The following is a 21,573-nucleotide window of genomic DNA, read 5'->3' on the forward strand; positions in this document are numbered from 1 at the left end:
CTACACGCTGAAGCTGCTGCCGCAGCCGCAGGTGGTCTTGGCGTTGGGGTTGCGGATCACGAACTGCGCGCCGTGCAGGCCCTCGCTGTAATCCACTTCCGCGCCCATCAGGTACTGCAGGCTCAGCGGGTCGACCAGCAGGGTGACCTCGTCGGTGCGCACCGACAGGTCGTCCTCGGCCCGGTTCTCGTCGAACTCGAAGCCGTACTGGAAGCCGGAACAGCCGCCGCCCTGGATGTACACGCGCAACGCCAGCGCGTCGTTGCCTTCCTCGCGGATCAGCTCGCGCACCTTGGCCGCGGCGGCGTGGGTGAAGTTCAGCGGCCGCTCCAGCGACTGGTAGTCGGGCGCGGGCGCGGCACTGGGCAGGGAAACGAGAGTGCTCATGGCAGCAGGATGGGGGCGGCCGCGGGCCGAATCAAGCGTCCGCCTTGGCCAGCACGCGCTGCGCCGGCTCGGCCTGCGGCTCCTCGTGCAACTGCTCCGGCGGGGCCAGCGCGGCCATGCTGCCGGCATGGATCAGCCGCCCGGTCAGCTGCGCGCCGGCGTTCATCTCCACCACCTGGTAGTGCACGTTGCCCTGCACCCGGGCCTTCGGCGCCAGTTCCACGCGCTCGGCGGCATGCACGTCGCCGATCAGCTGGCCGTTGATGACCACCACCGGCGCACGCACCTCGCCCTCGATGCTGCCGTGCTCGGACAGGGTCAGCGTCGCCGGCGCGCCGTCCTCGGCCAGCACCTTGCCGAGGATGCGCCCTTCCACGTACAGGCCGCCGCTGAACACCAGATCGCCCCGGATCACCACCTGCGCGCCGATCAAGGTATCGACCACGGTCTGGCCGCTGCTGCGACCGTTCTTGTTCCCGAACATAAGCTGCCTATTCCCCTTTGCCGTTGCCGGCCAGTGTCCAATCGAAACTCTGGGTGACCGACGCCCCTCCGCCGGACAGCGATACTCGCACCCGCTGCGGGGTGAAATCCTTGGGCAGGATCACGCTGCCGTCCAATTGCTGGAAATACCGGAACGAATAGTCCTGGCCGGGCACGCCGCTCTTCTGGTGCAGCTCGTCCCAGCCCACGCTGGTCAGCTTGCCGCCGCGCACGCCTTCCACCGCCAGGCGCATCTGGCCCTGGCTGATCGCGCCGCGGTTGAGGTTCTGGGTCAGCACCACGTTGTAGTGCCAGGTGCCGCCGGCCTCGGCCGAGAACTCCGCCGAATGCACGGTCAGGCCCTTGCGCTGGCTGGTCGCGCCGACCAGGCGCTCGTAGAAGGCCACGTCGGCGCGCAGCCCGGCGATCTCCTCGTCGCGCTCGGCCAGCGAACTCTGCACCGCGTTGTTGGCGGCGCGGCTGATCTGGTCCGAACGCGCCAGCGTGGCCTGGCGCTGGTCGAGCGCCTGGATCTGCCGCTGCTGCGCCTGCAGCTTGCGTTCGGCCTCGCGCAACTGGTCCCGCACCTCGCCCAACGCGGGCGCGGCCTGGCGGCTGGCCAGCAGCCAGGTGCCGGCCAGCGACAGCAGCCAGGCCACGGCGACCAGCAGCCACAGGCCACGGCCGCGCGCCGGCGCGGCGCCGTTGGGCACGATCTGGAAACGGGGGACGGGTCGGTTCATCGTCAGAGCGCGCCACCGGGACGGCGGCGGCGTCGATCCTCGCGGGGGTTCGGGCCGGCCAGCTAGTGTAAGCCACGCTCCTGACCGGCGCCGGAGCGTCCGCCGTCGGCGCGGACGGCGCCCTCCTGCTGGCCTTCGCCGCACGCTTGGCCGATAGTGGCCGCCACACGCGCATATGCGGGAGCGCCTCGCCATGACCGACGCCCATCTGTTCGTAATCGGCATCCTGCTGGCCTGGCTGGCCGGCATCCGCGTCTACCTGACCGTGTTCGGGATCGGCATCGCCGGCCTGCTCGGCTGGCTGGAACTGCCGCAGGCGCTGCAGGCGACCGAGTCGTGGTGGGTGCTCGGCACCTCCGGCGCACTCGCGCTGGCCGAGTTCTTCGCCGACAAGATCCCCGGCGTGGATTCGGTGTGGGACCTGCTGCAGACCCTGACCCGGATCCCGGCCGGCGCGTTCCTGGCCGCGGCCACGCTGTCGCCGGACGGCCAGCTCGGCGCCGGCGCCCTGGCCACCGGTGCTGGCGTGGCCCTCACCAGCCATGTGCTGAAATCCGGTACGCGTGCATTGCTGAACACCTCGCCGGAACCGGCCAGCAACTGGATCGCCTCGCTGACCGAGGATTCGGTGGTGATCGCCGCACTGGCGCTGGCCCTGGCGCACCCGTGGCTGGCGTTGGCCGTGGTGCTGGGCGCCAGCGTGCTGGGAGCGCTGCTGGTGTGGTGGGTGTGGCGCACGCTGTGGCGTGGCGTGCGCCGCCTGCTGGCGGTGCCCGCCGATGCCGCCGTGGCCAGGCCGAACCGGGATGGTTCCCTGCCTTCGTGAACTTCATCGCATAATCGAACGTGCACCAGGATAAAACCGCGATGGCCGCCAGAGACACCGCACCGCTTTCCAGCCGCGACGAAGCGCGTTCGCGCAACGTCCGCGCCGAGACCCCGCCGCCGCACTACTGGCGGCGCTGGGCCGCCGACGCCGTGCCCGATGCGCCCGCGCCCGACCCGGCGCCGCATGCGCAGGACGATGCAGCGCCGGCCGCCGACGACCGGCCCGCTGCCGACCCGGCGCCGAGCGCGCCGAGCGCGGCGCCCGACGGCGGCGCGCCGCCGCAGCCGCTGGACGCGCCGTACCGCGTGCTGATCGTCGAGGACGACCGCTCGCAGGCCCTGTTCGCGCAGAGCGTGCTGCACGGCGCCGGCATGCAGGCGCAGGTGGAGATGCAGGCCGAAGGCGTGCAACAGGCGATCGCCGAGTACCGGCCCGACCTGATCCTGATGGACCTGCACATGCCCGGCCTGGACGGCATGCGCCTGACCGCGCTGATCCGCCAGCACCCGCAGCACCAGCTGCTGCCGATCGTGTTCCTGACCGGCGACCCGGATCCGGAGCTGCAGTACGACGTGCTCGACAGCGGCGCCGACGATTTCCTGACCAAGCCGATCCGGCCGCGGCACCTGATCGCCGCGGTCTCCAACCGCATCCGCCGCGCGCGCCAGCAGGCGCAGCAGAGCGCCAGCGACGGCACGCCGCTGAACAATCCCGAGACCGGCCTGCCGACCCGCAGCCATGTGCTGCAGCTGCTCGGCGAGTCGCTGCGCGCGCGCAGCGGCGGCGGCCTGTTCTTCATCGAGATCGCCAGCGCGCTGGGCCTGCGCGAACGCTACGGCTACGCCTCGTTCGAGCGCCTGATGACCCAGGCCGGGCGCCGCCTGGCCAGCGTCACCGCGCCGCAGCCGCTGGCCCGGCTCAACGACAACAGCTTCCTGCTGCTGGCCCAGGACAGCGACCTGGACGCGCTGCGGCGGCGCGCCCAGGCACTGCGCACGGCCCTGGCCGACCATGCCTTCCCGCTGCGCGAGGACGAAGCGGTGCACCTGCGCTGCGCGATCGGCTACGCCGACCTGGCGCAGGGCTTCGAGGACGCCGGCAGCGCGCTGGAGGCGGTCGAGCGCACCGCGCTGCAGGCGCGCCTGCATCCGCAGGGCGTGGCCGCGTACGCGCCGCCGCGCGAGGAAGAGGACCTGGGCCGCCTGGCGATGTTCGAAGGCCAGCTGGAACCGGCCTACCAGCCGATCGTCGCCGTCGCCGGCGGCGACACCGCGCAGTACCAGGTGCTGCTGCGCCTGCGCCAGCGCGACGGCACCCTGCTGTCGGCCGGGCAGGTACTGCCCGCGGCCGAGGCCGGCGGGCGCATCGCCGACCTCGACCAGCAGGTGCTGGACCACGCGCTCGGCCTGCTGCACCTGTACCAGCACGCCACGCCGCCGCTGCGCCTGTTCGTGTCGCAGTCCTCGCGCACGCTGGCGCGCGGCGCCTTCGCCGACTGGCTGGTCGAGGCGATCGGCCGCCGCGGCGTCACCGGCACCTCGCTGGTGATCGACCTGCGCCTGGACGACGCGCTGATCCACACCGTCACGCTGCAACAGTTCTGCGCGCGGCTGATGCCGCTGGGCGTGCAGTTCTGCCTCAGCCAGTTCGAACCCGGCGCCGAGGCCGAGGCGCTGCTCAACCAGCTGCCGCTGGGCTACCTGCGCCTGTCGGCGCGCTTCGCCACCGCGCATGCCGATCCCGTGCTGCGCGACCAGCTGCGCGCCACCATCGACCTGGCGCACCGCGCCGGGCTGCTGATCATCGGCCAGCAGATCGAGGAAGCGCAGGCCGCCGCGGCGATGTGGATGGGCGGGGTCGATTTCATCCAGGGCAACCTGGTGCAATCGGTCGGCGACGAACTGAACTTCGATTTCCAGAACGCGGTGCTGTAGCGATGCCCGCACGCCGGCGCCGGCCCCTGCCGTGGCTGGCCGCGTCGAGCGCGGCGCTCGCCGCCGCCGCCGCGCTGCTGGCGGTGCCGGCCCTGGCGCCGCCGCCGCCGTGGCAGCTGCTGGCGCCGGCCTGCATCGGCGCCGCCGCGCTGCTGGCCGCGCTCGCCGCCTGGCGCGCGCGGCAACAGGCGCGCGCGCTGGACGCGGCGCTGGCGCGCGCGGCGCTGGCCGAGTCCGAACGCGACGCGCTGCAACGCGACGTGCACCTGCGCGAGCGGCTGGAGCGCGAACTGCTGCAGGCCAAGCAGGCCGCCGAAGCCGCGGTGATGGCCAAGGGCGAATTCCTGGCCACCATGAGCCACGAGATCCGCACCCCGCTCAACGGCATCATCCCGATGCTGGAACTGATCGCGCGCGGCCAGCTCGGCACCGAGCAGCGCGAGATGCTGCGCGCCGCCAACGACTCCTCGCTGCAGCTGCTGCGCATCGTCGACGACATCCTCGACTACTCCAAGCTGGAAGCGAACCGGCTGGAGCTGGAGATCACCAGCTTCCACCTGCGCGAACTGCTCGACGGCGTGCTGCAGCTGATGCAGCGCTCGGCCGAGGCCAAGGGCCTGCGCATGGCGCTGCAGCTGGACCCGGCGGTGCGCCTGCCGGTGCGCGGCGACCCGCTGCGGCTGCGGCAGGTGCTGAGCAACCTGATCGGCAACGCGATCAAGTTCACCGCGCGCGGCGGCGTGGACCTGCGCGTGCGCCGCCTCGGCGAGACCCCGGCGCAGCACCTGCTGCGCTTCGAGGTGCGCGACACCGGCATCGGCATCAGCCCCGAGCAGCAGGAGCGGCTGTTCCGCTCCTTCACCCAGGCCGACGCCTCCACCACCCGCCTGTACGGCGGCACCGGCCTGGGCCTGGCGATCTGCAAGCGCATCGTCGACCTGATGGGCGGGCGCATCGGCGTGGAATCGGGCAGTGACCAGGGCGCCACGTTCTGGTTCGAGATCCCGCTGCTGAAGGTGATCGGCGACCTGCCGCAGGCGCAGGGCAGCCTGCCGCGGCTGCACGCGCTGCTGGTCGGCGCCGACCAGCGCCTGTACCAGCGGCTGAAGCTGCTGTTGCCGAACTGGGGCATGCAGCTGAGCAAGGTCGACTCGACCCAGGAAGCGCTGGAGCGGCTGCGCGCCGGCACCGCCGCGCGCCTGCCCTACGACCTGGTGATCGGCGACCTCGACGGCCTGCGCCAGAGCGCGCGCGCGCTGCAGCGCGCGGTGACGCGGCTGCCGGCGCCGCACGCGGTGCGGCTGATCTGGCTGTACGGCGAGGCCGAGATCCCCGAGGAGATCCGCGCGCATGGCGCGCTGCTGTCGCGGCAGGCCGCGGACCTGGACCTGCGCGGAATGCTCGCGCTCGCACCGGCGCCGGTCGCGACCATGCAGACATCGCTCGAATCCACATCCCACCTCCAGCACGATGCCGACGCAGCACAGGCGCCGGTCTCGCCCCCCACACCGGACTCGCACGCCCCGGACCCGCACGCCGCGGCGACGCCGGCCTCGCCGGCCGCCGACTACCGCCTGCTGCTGGTCGAGGACAACCCGGTCAACCTGCTGGTCGCGCAGAAACTGCTCGACGTGCTCGGCTACCGCAGCGACAACGTCGCCGACGGTACCGCCGCGCTGGCGCAGCTGGCCACCCAGGCCTACGACCTGGTGCTGATGGACTGCCAGATGCCGGTGCTCGACGGCTACGCCGCCACCCGCCAGTGGCGCCAGTCCGAAGCGGCGGCGGGACGGCCGCGGCTGCCGATCGTGGCGATGACCGCCAACGCGATGGCCGGCGACCGCCAGCGTTGCCTGGAGGCCGGCATGGACGACTACCTGTCCAAGCCGGTCGACCGCGAGCGCCTGCTGCAATGCCTGCAACGCTGGCTGCCGCACCGTGCCGCCCAGGCGATGCCGGCGGAGGCAGAGGCCGCGCCAACCGGCGGCGGGCTGCCGGCGGCGGCGCAGACTCCGCAAGCCGCGTCGATGCCGATGCCGGCGCCGACGCCGACGCCGTTGCCATCAGCGGAAACCGCTGCGCCCGCGCCCGACGCCAGCGTGGCCGATCCGGCGCCGATGCCGCCGCTGCCGCCGACGCCGCTGCCGGTGCTGGACATCGCGGTGCTCGACGAACTGCGCGAGCTGGCCGGCAGCGCGACCACCGCGCAGATCGTCGACCTGTTCCTGGGCGATGCGCCGCAGCTGATCCAGCGCATGGAACAGGCCGCCGCGATCCCGCAGCTGGAGCCGCTGCGCGCGGCGGCGCATACGCTGAAGTCCTCGGCCGCCAACGTCGGCGCGCTGGCGCTGTCGGCCGCGGCCTCGCGCATCGAGACCGGCGTGCGTGCCCACCAGCTGGAGCGCCCCGCCGTGGCGGTGGCGCTGGTCATCGCCGAATTCGCGCGCGCGCGGCTGGCCTTGAACGGCTACCGCAACACCTTGCGCGACACCGCCGCTTCCTAGGCAGCGCGCGCCCTTGCGACGGCGCGATCCTGACGTCTACGTAGGTCCGCGATGCGTTTGTAGGAGCGGCTTTAGCCGCGACAGATCCTGTCGCGGCTAAAGCCGCTCCTACAAAAAAGCTGACGAAATTCCGATCGACACCATCCTACGCGCCGGTCTCCCGTGCCCGAGCGCTCGCGCCTCGGCCGGCGCTGGCCGCGTGGGCGACGGCATGTCCCGCGCGCCTGCGCACAGCGGTGCTGAAGATGCGCCGCTGCCGCTCAATCCTCGAGCTTGGTCAACAGGTAGTTCGGTTCGCCGATGCGGCCGATCAGGTCGAGCTGGGTTTCCAGCCAATCGATGTGTTCTTCCTCCGACTCCAGGATGTCGGCCAGCAGCTGGCGGCTGACGTAGTCCTGGATCGACTCGGCGTAGGCGATGCCTTCGCGCAAGGTGGTGGTGCCGTCCTGCTCCAGGGCCAGGTCGCACTCGAGGATTTCCTTCGGGTTCTCGCCGATGCGCAGCTTGCCCAGCGCCTGGAAGTTGGGCAGCCCCTCGAGGAACAGGATGCGGTCCGCCAACTTGTCGGCGTGCTTCATCTCGTCGATCGATTCCTTGTACTCGTGTTCGGCCAGCTCCTTCAGCCCCCAGTTCTTCAGCATCTTGGCGTGCAGGAAGTACTGGTTGATCGCGGTCAGCTCGTTGTAGAGGACCTTGTTGAGGAACTCGATGACCTTGCTGTCGCCCTTCATCGCACCGCTCGCTGAATGCTGGAAAGCGCAGACTTTAGCGAATCGGCCGCGGCCGTGAAGGAACGCGAATCGTGATCATCCCGCTGCGCATCCGCACGGCGGAAGCCGCGGCTTCAGGCGGCTTGGGCCAGGCCGCCCAGCATGGGCAGGGGCAGGTCGCGCAGCAGCGCGCGTTCCAGCAGGTCGCCGGCCATGTCCAGGCACGAGCCGCAGGTGGCCCCGCAACCGGTGCGCATGGTCAGTTCGGACACGGTGCGGCAGCCGGCGTCGGCGGCTTCGCGGATCTGGCGATCGGTGACCCCATTGCAGATGCAGACGTACACAGTGGCGTTGGCGGCAGGCGGCGCGGACTGCGCCTGGCGCCATTCAAACCAAAGTGAGAATGGTTGTCAATTCCGGGCGTTAATCGTTATTAATACGGGCGGCCCAGGGCCCGCCGCGCTTGCGGGGCCGCTTGCGCGGGCGCTCGTGGCCGGCGGTGTTGCCGGGCATCCACGCCTCCTGCGCCAGGGTCGGCATGGCGCGGATCCCAGGCCCGGCGATGCGTTGCGCCAACGGCGCCAGGTGGCGCAGAGCGCGCGCGTAGACGCCGCGCTTGAACAGCACCACGTGCTCCACCGGGTACCAGAAGTCGACCCAGCGCCAATGGTCGAACTCCGGGGTCTCGGTCAGCTCCAGGTTCAGCTGGCTCTCGTCGCACTGCATCTGCAGCAGGAACCAGACCTGCTTCTGGCCGATGCACACCTGGCGTTCGTTGCGGCGGATGGCGCGGCTGGGCAGCCGATAGCGCAGCCAGCCAGGCGTGGCGCCGAGCACTTCGACGTGCTCGGGCAACAGCCCGGTCTCTTCACGCAACTCGCGGTACATGGCCTCGACCGGGGTCTCGTCGGTATTCATGCCGCCTTGCGGGAACTGCCAGCCATCCCGGCGCACGCGACGTGCCCAGAACACCTGACCGTCCGGCCGCATCAGCACGATGCCCACGTTCGGTCGATAACCGTCCGGATCGATCACGATGCGGACTCCTGAAAAATCTACTGGCTCCGACTCTGCCATGGCTGCGCCCGGCCCACAAGCGCGGCAAAAACCCGTTGACAGCCGCCCGATTTGCTATAAGAATTGGCGGTTCACCAAGGCTATGTAGCTCAGCCGGTTAGAGCACAGCACTCATAATGCTGGGGTCGGTGGTTCGAGTCCACCCATAGCCACCATGGTGTCCACGCAGCAGGCGTGCGATAATTGCGATCTGCGACATTGCCCCGTCGCCAAGCGGTAAGGCACCTGACTCTGACTCAGGCATTCGGTGGTTCGAATCCATCCGGGGCAGCCAAACACAAAAAAAAGGCCGATCGAAAGATCGGCCTTTTTTTTGTGTTTGGCTACGGGTTCGCGCAGGCGCTTTGCGCCTGCGCCCCACACCTTGCTGCGCAAGGTGCGGGCCCCGGCCTTCCCTCTCCACATCCCCGCGCCTGTCGGCGCGCGCCCTTGGACTCCAAGGGGGCTTTTCACCAGACCCTTTGATGCAGGCTGAGGTAAAGCCCCGACCCTCGTGCGGGGCGTGCTCGACTGCCGATTTTGAAGACGCATTGCCCTGGACGCCACGCTCGGACGCGCGCGATCCGGGCGACCGCCATCGCCCGACTCCATTCGACCGCGCGCCAACCACCAAGGCGCAGCACCCATTCCCCCAAACGACAAAAGCCCGGCCAGGGCCGGGCTTTTGCGTGCTTCCCAGGGGAATCCCGAAGGATTCCGCGCCAGGCGCGGTGGATCAGCGCTTGGAGAACTGGGTGGCGCGGCGGGCCTTGTGCAGACCGACCTTCTTGCGTTCGACTTCGCGGGCGTCGCGGGTCATGAAGCCGGCCTTGCGCAGCTCGGACTTCAGGGTCTCGTCGTACTCGACCAGCGCGCGGGCGATGCCCAGGCGGATCGCACCGGCCTGGCCGGTGGTGCCGCCGCCGGCGGCGGTGACGAAGATGTCGAAGCTTTCGGTGTTCTTGGTCAGCTCCAGCGGCTGGCGCACGATCATGCGCGCGGTCTCACGGCCGAAGAACTCGTCCAGCGGACGGTTGTTGACGGTGATGTTGCCGGTGCCCTTGCGCAGGAACACGCGGGCGGTGGAGGACTTGCGGCGGCCGGTGCCGTAGTTTTGCGTGATCGCCATGATTAGATATCCAGAACTTGCGGCTGCTGGGCGGTATGCGGATGCTCGGAGCCCTTGTAGACCTTGAGCTTGCGGTACATGGCGCGACCCAGCGGTCCCTTCGGCAGCATGCCCTTGACCGCGATCTCGATGACGCGCTCGGGGTGACGCTCCAGCGCCTGCGCCAAGGTCTCGGTCTTCAGGTTGCCGATGTAGCCGGTGAAGCGGTGGTACTTCTTGTCGTTGAGCTTGTTGCCGGTGACCGTGATCTTCTCGGCGTTGATCACCACCAGGTAATCGCCGGTATCGACGTGCGGGGTATAGACCGGCTTGTGCTTGCCGCGCAGACGGCGGGCCAGTTCGGTGGAAAGCCGGCCCAGCGTTTTGCCGGCGGCGTCGACGAGATACCAGTCGCGCTGGACGGTCTCGGACTTAGCGGTGAAGGTGCTCATTAGAAGACTCGGTTGGTCGGGCGGATTCCTGCAGTTGCCTGCCTGAACTTTGCCACGCGTTGTGAATTGCAAAAACGCAAGAGGCGAAATTCTACGCGCCGCCGCCGGCGCATGCAAGCCCACCCCTGCCCGGACCGCCCCGGGCGGCGGCCGCGCTTGGCATCGCGGCGACCCGAGGGGAAAATCGGGTCCCCACCGCGTCCCAGGCCCTTCGATGACGGCTCCCCGCCTGCACACCCCGCTTGACCGCGCCCTGGTCGAAGCCCAGCGCGCCCTGGAAACGGTGTTCGGCGATCCGCCGGCGCAGCGTCCCTATCCGGCGGCGGCGACCGCCGACGTGGTGCTGGCGCCGGACGAGCGCCGCCATGCCGCCGGGCTGATGCGCATCAACCATGTCGGCGAGGTCTGCGCGCAGGGCCTGTACTTCGGCCAGGCCGCGGTCGCGCGCGACCCGGCGACCCGCGCGCACCTGCTGGAAGCGGCACAGGAGGAAACCGACCACCTGGCCTGGTGCGCGGCGCGGCTGCGCGAACTGGACAGCCGCCCGAGCCTGTTCAACCCGGTCTGGTACGCCGGCAGCTACACCATCGGCACCCTGGCCGGGCTGCGCGGCGACGGCTGGAACCTGGGCTTCGTGGTGGAGACCGAACGCCAGGTCGAGGCGCACCTGGACGAGCACCTGCAGACGCTGCCGCCGGCCGACCTGCGCAGCCGCGACGTGCTGCGGGTGATGAAGGCCGACGAGGCCCGCCATGCCGAGCACGCCGAGCAGGCCGGCGCGCGGCGGCTGCCGGCGCCAATCCCGTCGCTGATGGCGGCGGCCTCGCGGCTGATGAAGGCGGTCGCCTACCGGCTTTGAGTATGCCGCGGCGCCCGGGCGACGGGCGCCGCGCTGGCATTGCGACGGCATTCGGGTTAAAGTGAACGAGCGCTGACTGGTTTCCACGTCTGCCTATCCTGTTCAGCGACCGGCGCTCCGCTCCCGGTGCCGTCCGATTCCGCTGCACCACTGCGCCGAGCCAGGCCGCTCGCGCCCGCCTTCATGACCGACATGCCCGCACGCGCCACCCACCTGCCCTCGCCACGGACCCGCTGGCTTTCGCGCCTGCTGTTCGCGAGCCTGTTCGCGCTCGGCGGCGGCGGGCTGCTCTACCACCTGCTCGGCGACTACCGCCATGCCAGCGCGATCCTGCGCGACCACTCGGTGGCGACGGTGCCGGTGATCGCCGACGGCGCGTTCGGCGCGCATGCCGAGCCGCTGGTGCGCTACCGCTTCCACTATGTGTTCGAGAGCAAGGGCCGGCTGCACCGCGGGGCGTTCGAGGCCAGCGGCGCCGAGGCCGGGCCGCTGCTGCTGGACGGCGCGACCGTGGAGATCGCCTACGCCAACGCCGACCCGTCGCGGTTCGGCCGCCTCGACCAGTTGCAGCACGCCGGCAACCTGGGCGGCATGCTCACCCGCCTGGCGATCGCGCTGTCGATCGCCGCGCTGCTGGCCGCGGCCGCGCACCAGCTGCTGATCGGGCGCGTGCTCGGGCCGCGCCGCACCGCCACGGCCTGAGCCGCAGGCAAGCCCCCACGCCGCTGCGGCCGGCGTGGCGCGTGCGCGTCACGGCGTTCCCGACGCCGGAAAGGCCGCCACTGCGTTCGTCGCGACTGAAGTCGCTCCCACAGGGGCCTGCGGCAAGCGCGCCGGGTGCGCTGTGGGAAGTCGTTGCCCGCCCCGAACCGCCAGCGCTCAGGACTGGACCAGCTTCAGCCCGATCACCCCGGCCACGATCAGGCCGATGCAGGCCAGCCGCGCCGGCGAGGCGCTGTCGCCGAACAGCGCGATGCCCAGCGCGGCCGTGCCCAACGCGCCGATCCCGGTCCAGATCGCATACGCCGTACCCAGCGGGATGTCCTTCAGCGCCTGGGTCAGCAGCCACAGGCTGATGCCGGCGCCGGCCAGGGTGCCCAGCGTCGGCCAGGGGCGGGTGAAGCCTTCGCTGTACTTGAGGCCGAGCGCGAAACCGATCTCGAACACGCCGGCAAGCAGCAGGTAGAGCCATGGCATTGTCTTTCTCCGTAGACAAATGAAAACAAAAACGGCCCGATGTCTGCACATCGGGCCGCCGTCGGCAAGGGTCGCAGCGCAAACGCCGCGGGGCGGGCCGTCCCGCCGAATGTGACGCGCTACTCGGCCAGGTTGCGACCGTGGAACAGTTCCTCGATCTCGCGCTTGAGCAGCGCCTCGATGCGCATGCGCTCCTTGAACGAGAGGTTCTTGGCCTTTTCCTCGAACAGGTATTGGTCCAGGTCGAAGTCCTTCAGGTGCATCTTGGTGTGGAAGATGTTCTCCTGGTAGACATTGACGTCGAACATCTCGTAACGCGCCTTGATGTTCTTGGCCAGGAAGTTCTGGATCGAGTTGATCTTGTGGTCGATGTAGTGCTTCTTGCCCTTCACGTCGCGGGTGAAGCCGCGGACGCGGTAATCCATGATCACGATGTCCGATTCCAGCCGCTCGATCAGGTAGTTGAGCGCCTTCAGCGGCGAGATCACCCCGCAGGTGGCGACGTCGATGTCGGCGCGGAAGGTCGCGATGCCGTGCTGCGGATGGGTTTCCGGGTAGGTATGGACGGTGATGTGGCTCTTGTCCATGTGCGCGACCACCGCGTCGGAGATGATCTCCTTGCCCGCCAGCTTCTTGTCGATCACCGGCTCTTCGGAGATCAGGATGGTCACCGAAGCGCCCTGCGGATCGTAGTCCTGGCGGGCGATGTTGAGGATGTTGGCGCCGATGATCTCGGCCACGTCGGTGAGGATCTCGGTCAGGCGGTCGGCGTCGTACTGCTCGTCGATGTACTCGATGTAGCGCTGGCGCTCCTCTTCGGACACCGCGTAGCAGACGTCGTAGATGTTGAAGCTCAACGCCTTGGTGAGGTTGTTGAAACCTTGCAGCCTCAGGCGAGGCAACGGCTTGACCACGGCGTGATCCTCTAAAAGATGGATGGGGGAGAAAGGGCAGCAATTATGGGCCAAACGCGCCCATAGCGAAACGTGGGGACTGGCGCTGGTTTGCCGCAGGCAACGCGTCCCGTTAAGCTTCGGGACTCACGCAGTAGCGAAGCCGCCATGAGTCCCGGAAACACCTCCACTGCAACACCTGTGCGCATCGCTCCAAGTCCCCTGACGTTGGACACGGCCACGATCGACCGTTTCCTGGCGCACAGCCACCGCCGCCGCTATCCGGCGCGTACCGACGTGTTCAGGCCGGGCGATCCGGCCGGCACCCTGTACTACGTGGTCAGCGGCTCGGTCAGCATCATCGCCGAGGAAGATGACGATCGCGAACTGGTGCTGGGCTATTTCGGCAGCGGCGAGTTCGTCGGCGAGATGGGGCTGTTCATCGAGTCGGACCAGCGCGAGGTGATCCTGCGCACGCGCACCCCGTGCGAGCTGGCCGAGATCAGCTACGAGCGGCTGCACCAGCTGTTCCTGGGCTCGCTGTCGGCCGACGCGCCGCGGGTGCTGTACGCGATCGGCGTGCAGCTGTCCAAGCGCCTGCTCGACACCTCGCGCAAGGCCAGCCGCCTGGCGTTCCTGGACGTCACCGACCGCATCGTGCGCACCCTGCACGACCTGGCGCAGGAGCCGGAAGCCATGAGCCACCCGCAGGGCATGCAGCTGCGCGTGTCGCGGCAGGAGCTGGCGCGGCTGGTCGGCTGCTCGCGCGAGATGGCCGGCCGGGTGCTGAAGAAGCTGCAGGTCGACGGCATCCTGCACGCCCGCGGCAAGACCGTGGTGCTGTACGGCGCGCGTTGAGCGCAAGCCGCGCGCCTGCCCGCCGCGCTAGCGGCGGCCGCGTTCCCTTGCGATGGTCCTGAGCGAGACGTTCTATTGGTTCGTGCTGGTCGGCCTGGCGGCGCAGCTGGTCGACGGGGCGCTGGGCATGGCCTTCGGCCTGGTGTCCTCTTCCGTCCTGCTGAGCATGGGCCTGCCGCCGGCGGCGGTCAGCGCCAGCGTGCACAGCGCCGAAGTGTTCACCACCGGCGCCTCGGGCCTGTCGCACCTGGCGCTGGGCAACGTCGACAGGCGGCTGTTCCTGCGCCTGGCGCTGCCGGGCATGGCCGGCGGCATCCTCGGCGCCTACGTGCTGACCCAGTTGCCCGGCGACCTCATCCGCCCCTTCGTGCACCTGTACCTGCTGGGCCTGGGCGTGCTGATCCTGCTGCGCGCCGCCGGCCGCGCGCTGCCGCGGCAGCAGGTGCGGCGGGTGCCGCTGCTCGGCTTCGTCGCCGGCCTGCTCGACGCCAGCGGCGGCGGCGGCTGGGGTCCGGTGGCGACCTCGACCCTGCTGGCCCACGGCGGCCAGGCGCGCACCACGATCGGCACGGTCAACGCCGCCGAGTTCCTGGTGACGCTGTCGATCTCGCTGACCTTCCTGCTGGGCATGGGCGTGCAGCACCTGGAGATCGTGCTCGGCCTGCTGGTCGGCGGCATGCTGGCCGCGCCGCTGGCGGCGGTGCTGGTGAAGCGGGTACGCGAACGCTGGGTGCTGGTGGCGGTGGGCCTGCTGGTGCTGGGGATCAGCCTGTACCAGATCGGCGGCGCGCTGTACCGCTGGCAGGCCTAGCGCGGCGCGCCGGGTCCAGCCGCGGCGTCGCCGCCGCGATCGCGGCAGCCCCAGTTCAGGATCGGCGTGCCGGACGGCAGCTCGCGCTGGAAACGCGCCACCGCCGAGGTCTTGGGATTGACCACCACCGGCGCGGCGGCGGCCTGCAGCAGCGGCAGGTCGGCGGTGCTGTCGGAATAGGCGATGGCGATGTCGGCGTAGCCCAGCTCGCGCAGCATGCGCATCTTTTCCTGGTTGTGGCAGTGGCGGGTGGCGGTGACCGCGCCCAGCCGCGGGCCGATCAGGCTGCCGACCACGGGTACGTCCTGGTGCGCGACGAAGCCGAGGATGGCGCGCGCCAGTTCCGGCGGCGCGCCGGTGGCGACCACCACCCGGTCGCCGGCGGCGCGGTGCCGGGCGAACACCTCCAGCGCCTGCGGCAGCAGCCGTTGGCGGATCTGCGCCTCGTGGCGCAGCACGTACTGGTCGATCACCCGGTTGAACTCGCGCGCGCGGTGCAGGCCGAAGCTGGCGATCCACACGTAGCCGGAGATGCCGGTGCGCCGGGTCGGCAGCATCGCCACCAGCGGCCCCAGCAGCGGCGTGGCCAGCAGCGCGGCGGCCAGGCGCAGCGGGTTGCGCCGGATCAGCCAGGCGAACAGATGGCTGCCCGAATCGCCGTCGTACAGCGTGTGGTCGAAATCGAACACCACCAGCGGCGCGTCGGCGCGCGGGGCGGGATACGGGCCGCTCATGGTTCGAAGAACAACTGGCGCAGCGCCTCGCCGGGCTCCTCGGCGCGCATGAAGGTCTCCCCGACCAGGAACGCGTGCACGCCCGCCGCGCGCATCGTCGCCACGTCGGCCGGGCCGAGGATGCCGCTCTCGGTGACCAGCAGGCGGTCGCGCGGCACCGCCTCGCGCATCGCCAGCGTGGTCTGCAGCGATACCTCGAAGGTGCGCAGGTTGCGGTTGTTGATCCCGATCAGCGGCACCGGCACCTGGAGCGCGCGCTCCAGCTCGTCGATGTCGTGGACCTCGACCAGCACGTCCATGCCCAGCTCCAGCGCCAGCGCCGACAGCTCGGCCAGCTGCATGTCGTCCAGCGCGGCGACGATCAGCAGGATGCAGTCGGCGCCGAGCGCGCGCGCCTCGTACACCTGGTACGGATCGACCGTGAAGTCCTTGCGCAGCACCGGCAGCGTGCACGCCTCGCGCGCCTGCTGCAGGTAGGTGTCGTGGCCCTGGAAGAAGTCCTCGTCGGTCAGCACCGACAGGCAGGCGGCGCCGCCGAATTCGTAGCTGACCGCGATGTCGGCCGGGTGGAAGTCGGGGCGGATCACGCCCTTGGACGGGCTGGCCTTCTTGACCTCGGCGATCACCGCCGGCGCGCCGTCGGCGATCGCGGACTGCAGCGCGCGGGCGAATCCGCGCACCGGCGGCGCGGCGTGGGCGCGGGCGACCAGCTCGGCCAGCGGCACGCGCGCGCTGCGCGCGGCGATCTCTTCGGCCTTGCGGGCGAGAATGGTGCGGAGGATGTCGCTCATGCGCTCGGGATCGTGGGGGACGCGGCATTATCGGCCATGTGGGGCTGAACGGGCCGGGATCGGGGATTGGGATTGGGGCTCGGGAACAGCGTAGGGTCTGGCGCGATCGGCAAGGGCAATGGGATGGACTCGCGCGCGCCTCGCGCCGGTCGGCTCAGTCCTTGGCCTCGCGCGCGTCGAATTCGGCCTGATCGGACAATTCGAAGTACAGCACCTCGGACCAGTTCGTGAGCCCCAGCGGCCGCTCGGTGGCGCCGGTCCGGGTGCTGTCGCAGTCGTCGTCGAAGCGCAGGCCGTGGAAGGCGTCGAGCGGCGGCGCGCCCTCCTCGGCCGCCAGGCGACGCAGCAGGCGCGCGGCATCGTGGAGGTCGGCCGGCAAGGCCTCGAAGGTGGCGCCGACCGCGCGGCATCGCGCGATCTCCTCCTCCACGCAGTTGCGCAGATCCTGTTCTCCGACCGCCGACATCATGTCGAGCTCGATGGTCTCCAGCAGCAGGAACGCGTCGCGGTTGGCCTCCAGGAAGGCGACAGTTTCGTCCAGCCAGCCCGGCAGCTGTTCGACCGCCGCGGGTGCCTGGACCGGCGCTTCGACCGGTGCGGGCGCCGGCAAGAACAGTTGCCTGAGGCGTCCCATCAGGGACACCGGCGGCGCCACGGCCGGCGCGGGCGGCAGCGGCACCGAAGGCGCGGCCGCGATGACCTTGACGATCTCGGCGAAGCGCTTGACCCGTTCCAGGCCCGGGGCGAACGGGCTGCTGATCGCATGCAGGCGCGCGGGCTGGTCGGCGTCGGCTTCTTCGCCGGCTTCTTCGTCCCCGTCTTCGTCTTCGTGCCCGTCCACGGCTTCGGCCCCACTCTCGGCTTCGTTTTCGCCCTCATCCTCGTCGTCGTCCAGGCCTTCGGCCACCAGCGACGCGCACAGCTGGGGATCGGCCGACAGCAGCAGCCGGTACACGAACGGCACGTCGTATGCCCACTCCGAGAGGCTGGAAATCGTGTCGGGCCGATCGCCATACGAGGCCGGCCGGTTGCTGAGGCTGTAGAGATAGGATCGGTTGGCCATGCAAACCCTTTGTAGTCGTGCGCCGCCGACGCGGCGCAGCAGGCAGCTTAGCGCGGCGGCCGACGGGCCGACCGACCGGGACGATCCTGGCATCGTCCCGCAATCAATGAACGGAGGCGTCCGCCCGGCACCACGACGCGAACGACGCGCCCATGCACGCCGCATGGCCGGTGGCGGCGATTGGATGACAGCGGCGAGGAAACCGGCACTGCGCACCGCGACGCCGGCGCCCTCAGGCGGGAAGGTTCCGTGCCGCCTTCAGTCGCGAACGCCCGCCAGCCGCCGCGTGCACGCCACATACGCCTCCAGCTTGGCGCGCGCGCGGCCGTCGGCGATCGCCGTGCGCGCCAGCGCGATGCCGGCGCCGATGTCGGCCGCCACGCCGGCCACGTACAGCGCCGCGCCGGCATTGAAGGCGACGATGTCCAGCGCCGGGCCGGGCACGTTGTCGAGCACGCCACGCAGCATCGCCATCGACTCGGCGGCGTCGGCCACCTTGAGGTTGCGGCTGGCCGACATGGCGATGCCGAAATCCTCCGGATGCACCTCGTACTCGCGCACCTGGCCGTCGCGCAGCTCGCCGACCATGGTGCCGGCGCCGAGCGAGAGCTCGTCCATGCCGTCGCGGCCCCACACCACCAGCGCGCGCTCGGCGCCCAGCTCGTGCAGCACGCGCGCCTGGATGCCGACCAGGTCCGGATGGAACACGCCCATCAGGATGTTGGGCGAGCCGGCCGGGTTGGTCAGCGGGCCGAGGATGTTGAAGATCGTGCGCACGCCCATCTCGCGCCGCACCGGCGCCACCACCTTCATCGCCGGATGGTGCACCGGCGCGTACATGAAGCCGATGCCGGTGGCGGCCAGCGCCTGCGCCACCTGCTCGGGCTGCAGTTCGATCGCCGCGCCCAGCGCCTCCAGCGCATCGGCGCTGCCGGACTTGGAGGAGACGCTGCGGTTGCCGTGCTTGGCCACCTTGGCGCCGGCGGCGGCGGCCACGAACATCGCGCAGGTGGAGATGTTGAAGGTGTGCGAGCCGTCGCCGCCGGTGCCGACGATGTCGACCATGTGGGTGCGGTCGGCGACCTCGACGGTGCGCGAGAACTCGCGCATCACCGCGGCGGCGCCGGCGATCTCGCCGATGGTCTCCTTCTTCACCCGCAGCCCGGTGAGGATCGCCGCGGTCATCATCGGCGAGACTTCGCCGCGCATGATCTGCCGCATCAGCCCGACCATCTCGTCGTGGAAGATCTCGCGGTGCTCGATGGTGCGCTGCAGGGCTTGCTGGGGGGTCAACGTCATTGCGGTTCCTGGGACGATCAGAGGCTGGCGTGCTCGAGGATTTCCTGGCCCATCAGCACGCAGTCGCCGTCCCGCATCCGGAAATAGAGCAGGCGCATGCGGTACTCGCCCTTGTAGACGTAGCCCATCACTTCCAGGACGTCGAAGCGTTGCTTGGCATTGGCAGGATTGGCGATGGACGGCAGCGGCCGGGCCGGGCCGGGCACCTGCGCACGCTCGTCGCCACCGACATGGAAATCCAGCAGGCGCTTGGCTTGCGCCACGGCCTGTTTGGCGCACTGCGTGGTCGAGGGCACCGGGGCGGCGCGGACCGGCGCCACGGCCAGGATGGCGCTGGCGGCCAGCAGGAGCGACAGGCATCGGTTCATCGCGGGCGCTCCAGGAAATTGCTCAGCAACGCGTGGCCGTGTTCGGTGAGGATGGATTCGGGATGGAACTGCACGCCCTCGACCGGGAACTGGCGATGGCGCAGGCCCATGATCTCCTCGACCGTGCCGTCCTCGTGCTCGGTCCAGGCGGTGACTTCCAGGCATTCCGGCAGCGTGGTCTTCTCCACCACCAGCGAGTGGTAGCGGGTGGCCTCGTAGCGGTCCGGCAGGCCGGCGAACACGCCGCGGCCTGCATGGCGGATGCGCGAGGTCTTGCCGTGCATGATGGTGCCGGCACGCACCACCTGCCCGCCGTAGGCCTGGCCGATGCTCTGGTGACCCAGGCACACGCCCAGGATCGGCGTGTGCGCGCCGAGCCGCTCGATCAGCTGCAGCGACACCCCGGCCTCGTTCGGCGTGCACGGGCCGGGCGAGATCACGATGCGTTCCGGCGCCAGGCGCTCGATCTCGTCCACGCTGAGCGCGTCGTTGCGCACCACCTTGACCTCGGCGCCGAGCGCCTGCAGGTACTGCACGAGGTTGTAGGTGAAGCTGTCGTAGTTGTCGAGCATCAGCAGCATGCGGTGTATCCAGTTGATTAGTAAGGCGCAGAACCCTGGAATCCGGATTCATCCCCGCCTGGATGCCCGCGATTTTAGTCGATACCCCGCGCCGCCAGTCGGGCGACTGCAGGGAGGCCATAGTGGCATGGGCACGAAAACCCGGCCAAGGCCCGTCCCGGCCGCGGAGGTCCGCCGGTATTCGATGTCTGCCGGCGGCGCGCGGACGTGCGCGGCGCGAACGGCATGCGTCCCGCCAAGCGCAAGGCAAGCGGATGCGTGGCGGCTGCATGCCGCCTTGGGCTGCGGCGGCGCGGCTACGGCGCGGCCACCCGTCCGTCGCGCACCGGGACGAACAGCAGGTCCTGGTAGTCGTAGCTGAAATCGGCCAGCGGCGAGACCGGCTTCATCGTGATGCGCGCGACCTTGCCGTCGGCGTCCAGCGCGAAGGTGACGTAGGCCGGCTCGAGGGAGCGGTCGTCCCATTCGGTGCGGAAGGTGTCGTACTGCCAATGGCGCAACGTCCCGGCCATGTTCGGGGTCTGCTTGAAGTCGATGCGCAGCTTGCCCGCGCGCTCGGCGATCTCGATCGGCCCGTACCATGCATCGGCATAGCCGCCTGCGTAGCCGGCCGCGGGCAACGAGGGGCGCGACGCCTGGCGCGCGCCCTTGCCGGCGGCCTGCAATGCCGCCAGGCCGCCCTCCAGCCGCTGCCGGTTCCAGGTGTCGAACGCCGCCACCCAGTCGCGCGGCTGCAGGCCCAGATAGTGGTCGAGCAGTTCGTAGCCCAGGCCGCGCATCACGCCGACGTCCTCGGCATTGATCTGCAGCGAAATGCCCAAGTTGCGCTCGGGCACCAGCACGATGAAGGTCAGCACGCCGAACACCGCGCCGCCGTGCTGCACGACCTTGACGCCGCGATAGTCCTGCACGTTCCAGCCCAGCGCGTAACTGGAGAACTGCGGCGTGATGTCGGCGATCGGCGCCGGATAGGCATTGATCGGCACCGGCACCTGCGGGGTCCACATCGCCTGGGCGGACGCCTCGCTGTAGAGGCGCTTGCCGTCGCCGCCCGGCAACGCGCCGAGCGCCAGCTGGATCTGCAGCCAGCGGGCCAGATCGTTGGCGCTGGAGGACAGGCCGCCGGCCGGCGCGCCCACCTGGCCCAGCCCTTCGCGCTCGGGCAGCGCCTGCTGCGGGCCCAGCCCGCGCATGCGCGGATCCAGGCGCGCGTGCGGCTGCGCCCGATTCGGGTTGGCGAAACGGTCGCGTTCGTCGCTGACCGAACTGGTCATGCCCGCCGGCTTGAACACGCGTTCGCGCATGAAGCTTTCCCAGTCCTGGCCGCTGGCCGCGGCGATCACTTCGCCGGCGACCACGTACAGGATGTTGTCGTAGGCGTAGGCGCTGCGGAAGCTGGTGGCCGGCTTGAGGTGGCGCAGCGCGCGCACGATGTCGCCGCGGCTGCGCGAACTGCGCGGCACGAACAGCAGGTCGCCCGCGCCCAGCCCCAGGCCGCTGCGATGGACCAGCAGGTCGCGCACGGTCATCTCGCGCGTCACCCAGGCGTCGTACATGCGGAACTCGGGCAGGTGGTCGATGACCTTGTCGTCCCAGCCGAGCTTGCCCTCGTCCACCAGGATCGCCAGCGCCGCGGCGGTGAGGGCCTTGCCGGTGGAGCCGGTGGGGAAGAGGGTGTCGGCATCGACCGGCTCGCTGCCGCCCAGGCGGCGGACGCCATAGCCCTTGGCATGCACGATCCGGCCCTGCTCGACGATGGCGATCGCCATGCCGGGCACGTCGTGTTCGGCGAGCACGCGCTCCACGCGCGCGTCGAAGCCCGGCGGCGGCGCGGCGGCGGCGGTGGCGGCCAGGGCAAGGCCGGCCACGACGAACGCGGCCTGCAGGCATTTCGGAATGGTGGCCATCGTGTG

General features: G+C 70.2%; 24 protein-coding genes and 2 tRNA genes. 9 read left to right on the plus strand and 17 right to left on the minus strand.

The features are described 5' to 3' along the window. Genes erpA through OCJ37_RS18755 form a run of 3 tightly spaced genes read right to left on the minus strand, consistent with a single transcriptional unit; the run spans nt 1 to nt 1,613 of the window. Complete coding sequence (erpA, locus tag OCJ37_RS18745; protein ID WP_263111202.1) at nt 1–387, minus strand: iron-sulfur cluster insertion protein ErpA; 387 nt, start codon at nt 385–387, stop codon at nt 1–3. 31 nt (nt 388–418) lie between these two features. Continuing rightward, nucleotides 419–871 carry a bactofilin family protein gene (locus OCJ37_RS18750; RefSeq protein WP_263111203.1) on the minus strand — a complete coding sequence of 151 codons (453 nt, stop codon included), beginning with the start codon at nt 869–871 and terminating at the stop codon, nt 419–421. A gap of 7 nt (nt 872–878) precedes the next feature. Then, nucleotides 879–1,613: a DUF6776 family protein gene (locus OCJ37_RS18755; RefSeq protein ID WP_263111204.1), complete on the minus strand. Its 735-nt coding sequence runs from the start codon at nt 1,611–1,613 to the stop codon at nt 879–881. Between the two features lie 193 nt (nt 1,614–1,806). On the opposite strand from OCJ37_RS18755, the gene OCJ37_RS18760 reads away from it, so the two are divergent. The 3 genes from OCJ37_RS18760 to OCJ37_RS18770 are packed head-to-tail and all read left to right on the plus strand — an operon-like array spanning nt 1,807 to nt 6,880. After that, nucleotides 1,807–2,439: a DUF4126 domain-containing protein gene (locus OCJ37_RS18760; protein WP_263111205.1), complete on the plus strand. Its 633-nt coding sequence runs from the start codon at nt 1,807–1,809 to the stop codon at nt 2,437–2,439. Nucleotides 2,440–2,480: 41 nt separating this feature from the next. Then, nucleotides 2,481–4,376 carry an EAL domain-containing protein gene (locus OCJ37_RS18765; RefSeq protein ID WP_263111206.1) on the plus strand — a complete coding sequence of 632 codons (1,896 nt, stop codon included), beginning with the start codon at nt 2,481–2,483 and terminating at the stop codon, nt 4,374–4,376. A 2-nt stretch (nt 4,377–4,378) separates the two neighbouring features. After that, nucleotides 4,379–6,880: a hybrid sensor histidine kinase/response regulator gene (locus OCJ37_RS18770; protein WP_263111207.1), complete on the plus strand. Its 2,502-nt coding sequence runs from the start codon at nt 4,379–4,381 to the stop codon at nt 6,878–6,880. A 260-nt stretch (nt 6,881–7,140) separates the two neighbouring features. Here OCJ37_RS18770 and bfr read toward each other — a convergent pair whose 3' ends face one another. The 3 genes from bfr to OCJ37_RS18785 form a co-directional block, all read right to left on the minus strand. After that, on the minus strand, nt 7,141–7,611 hold the full coding sequence (bfr, locus tag OCJ37_RS18775) for a bacterioferritin (RefSeq protein ID WP_145704796.1): 471 nt from the start codon (nt 7,609–7,611) through the stop codon (nt 7,141–7,143). Nucleotides 7,612–7,724: 113 nt separating this feature from the next. Next, entirely contained in the window at nt 7,725–7,934 is a 210-nt protein-coding gene (locus OCJ37_RS18780; protein WP_263111208.1) for a (2Fe-2S)-binding protein, read from the minus strand. Between the two features lie 79 nt (nt 7,935–8,013). Continuing rightward, complete coding sequence (locus OCJ37_RS18785; protein WP_263111209.1) at nt 8,014–8,625, minus strand: RNA pyrophosphohydrolase; 612 nt, start codon at nt 8,623–8,625, stop codon at nt 8,014–8,016. 120 nt (nt 8,626–8,745) lie between these two features. Here OCJ37_RS18785 and OCJ37_RS18790 point away from each other — a divergent pair. Both OCJ37_RS18790 and OCJ37_RS18795 read left to right on the plus strand, forming a co-directional pair. Further along, a tRNA-Met gene (locus OCJ37_RS18790) sits at nt 8,746–8,822 on the plus strand. Between the two features lie 44 nt (nt 8,823–8,866). Next, nucleotides 8,867–8,941: transfer RNA gene (locus OCJ37_RS18795), tRNA-Gln, on the plus strand. A gap of 441 nt (nt 8,942–9,382) precedes the next feature. Here OCJ37_RS18795 and rpsI read toward each other — a convergent pair. Beyond that, nucleotides 9,383–9,775 (minus strand): 30S ribosomal protein S9, encoded by a 393-nt coding sequence (rpsI, locus tag OCJ37_RS18800; RefSeq protein ID WP_003470251.1) that lies wholly within the window; start codon nt 9,773–9,775, stop codon nt 9,383–9,385. Between the two features lie 2 nt (nt 9,776–9,777). Continuing rightward, a complete protein-coding gene (rplM, locus tag OCJ37_RS18805; protein WP_003470250.1) occupies nt 9,778–10,206 on the minus strand; it encodes a 50S ribosomal protein L13 in 429 nt (142 codons plus the stop codon). A 214-nt stretch (nt 10,207–10,420) separates the two neighbouring features. Between rplM and coq7 the strand changes: the two genes are divergently transcribed. Further along, nucleotides 10,421–11,065, plus strand: coding sequence for a 2-polyprenyl-3-methyl-6-methoxy-1,4-benzoquinone monooxygenase (gene coq7, locus OCJ37_RS18810; protein ID WP_263111210.1), 645 nt, complete (start codon nt 10,421–10,423; stop codon nt 11,063–11,065). A 183-nt stretch (nt 11,066–11,248) separates the two neighbouring features. Next, on the plus strand, nt 11,249–11,767 hold the full coding sequence (locus OCJ37_RS18815; RefSeq protein WP_263111211.1) for a hypothetical protein: 519 nt from the start codon (nt 11,249–11,251) through the stop codon (nt 11,765–11,767). Nucleotides 11,768–11,944: 177 nt separating this feature from the next. Here the strand turns inward: OCJ37_RS18815 and OCJ37_RS18820 are convergent, their stop codons facing one another. Beyond that, the gene (locus OCJ37_RS18820; protein ID WP_263111212.1) at nt 11,945–12,262 is read right to left on the minus strand and encodes a DMT family transporter; all 318 of its coding nucleotides are present in this window, start codon (nt 12,260–12,262) and stop codon (nt 11,945–11,947) included. A gap of 119 nt (nt 12,263–12,381) precedes the next feature. Then, complete coding sequence (gene speD, locus OCJ37_RS18825; RefSeq protein WP_263111213.1) at nt 12,382–13,176, minus strand: adenosylmethionine decarboxylase; 795 nt, start codon at nt 13,174–13,176, stop codon at nt 12,382–12,384. A gap of 147 nt (nt 13,177–13,323) precedes the next feature. Between speD and crp the strand changes: the two genes are divergently transcribed. Then, the gene (gene crp / locus OCJ37_RS18830; RefSeq protein WP_046979198.1) at nt 13,324–14,013 is read left to right on the plus strand and encodes a cAMP-activated global transcriptional regulator CRP; all 690 of its coding nucleotides are present in this window, start codon (nt 13,324–13,326) and stop codon (nt 14,011–14,013) included. A 52-nt stretch (nt 14,014–14,065) separates the two neighbouring features. Further along, on the plus strand, nt 14,066–14,824 hold the full coding sequence (locus tag OCJ37_RS18835) for a sulfite exporter TauE/SafE family protein (protein WP_263111214.1): 759 nt from the start codon (nt 14,066–14,068) through the stop codon (nt 14,822–14,824). Here the strand turns inward: OCJ37_RS18835 and OCJ37_RS18840 are convergent. From OCJ37_RS18840 to OCJ37_RS18870, 7 genes are all read right to left on the minus strand, one after another. Next, nucleotides 14,821–15,558: a haloacid dehalogenase-like hydrolase gene (locus OCJ37_RS18840; protein ID WP_263111215.1), complete on the minus strand. Its 738-nt coding sequence runs from the start codon at nt 15,556–15,558 to the stop codon at nt 14,821–14,823. The genes OCJ37_RS18835 and OCJ37_RS18840 overlap by 4 nt on opposite strands. Continuing rightward, on the minus strand, nt 15,555–16,349 hold the full coding sequence (gene trpC / locus OCJ37_RS18845; protein ID WP_263111216.1) for an indole-3-glycerol phosphate synthase TrpC: 795 nt from the start codon (nt 16,347–16,349) through the stop codon (nt 15,555–15,557). Before trpC ends, OCJ37_RS18840 begins: the two co-directional genes overlap by 4 nt. A 154-nt stretch (nt 16,350–16,503) precedes the next feature. Next, entirely contained in the window at nt 16,504–17,505 is a 1,002-nt protein-coding gene (locus OCJ37_RS18850; RefSeq protein ID WP_263111217.1) for a DUF7822 domain-containing protein, read from the minus strand. Between the two features lie 165 nt (nt 17,506–17,670). Continuing rightward, entirely contained in the window at nt 17,671–18,711 is a 1,041-nt protein-coding gene (trpD, locus tag OCJ37_RS18855) for an anthranilate phosphoribosyltransferase (RefSeq protein ID WP_263111218.1), read from the minus strand. Between the two features lie 17 nt (nt 18,712–18,728). Next, a complete protein-coding gene (locus OCJ37_RS18860; protein ID WP_263111219.1) occupies nt 18,729–19,079 on the minus strand; it encodes a hypothetical protein in 351 nt (116 codons plus the stop codon). After that, complete coding sequence (locus tag OCJ37_RS18865; RefSeq protein ID WP_263111220.1) at nt 19,076–19,660, minus strand: anthranilate synthase component II; 585 nt, start codon at nt 19,658–19,660, stop codon at nt 19,076–19,078. The genes OCJ37_RS18860 and OCJ37_RS18865 overlap by 4 nt, the downstream gene beginning before the upstream one ends. Before the next feature lie 296 nt (nt 19,661–19,956). Next, nucleotides 19,957–21,567 carry a serine hydrolase gene (locus OCJ37_RS18870; protein ID WP_263111221.1) on the minus strand — a complete coding sequence of 537 codons (1,611 nt, stop codon included), beginning with the start codon at nt 21,565–21,567 and terminating at the stop codon, nt 19,957–19,959. Nucleotides 21,568–21,573: the final 6 nt, after the last annotated feature.

Origin of the sequence: Xanthomonas sp. AM6, from assembly GCF_025665335.1 — a bacterium.
GTDB lineage: Bacteria > Pseudomonadota > Gammaproteobacteria > Xanthomonadales > Xanthomonadaceae > Xanthomonas_A.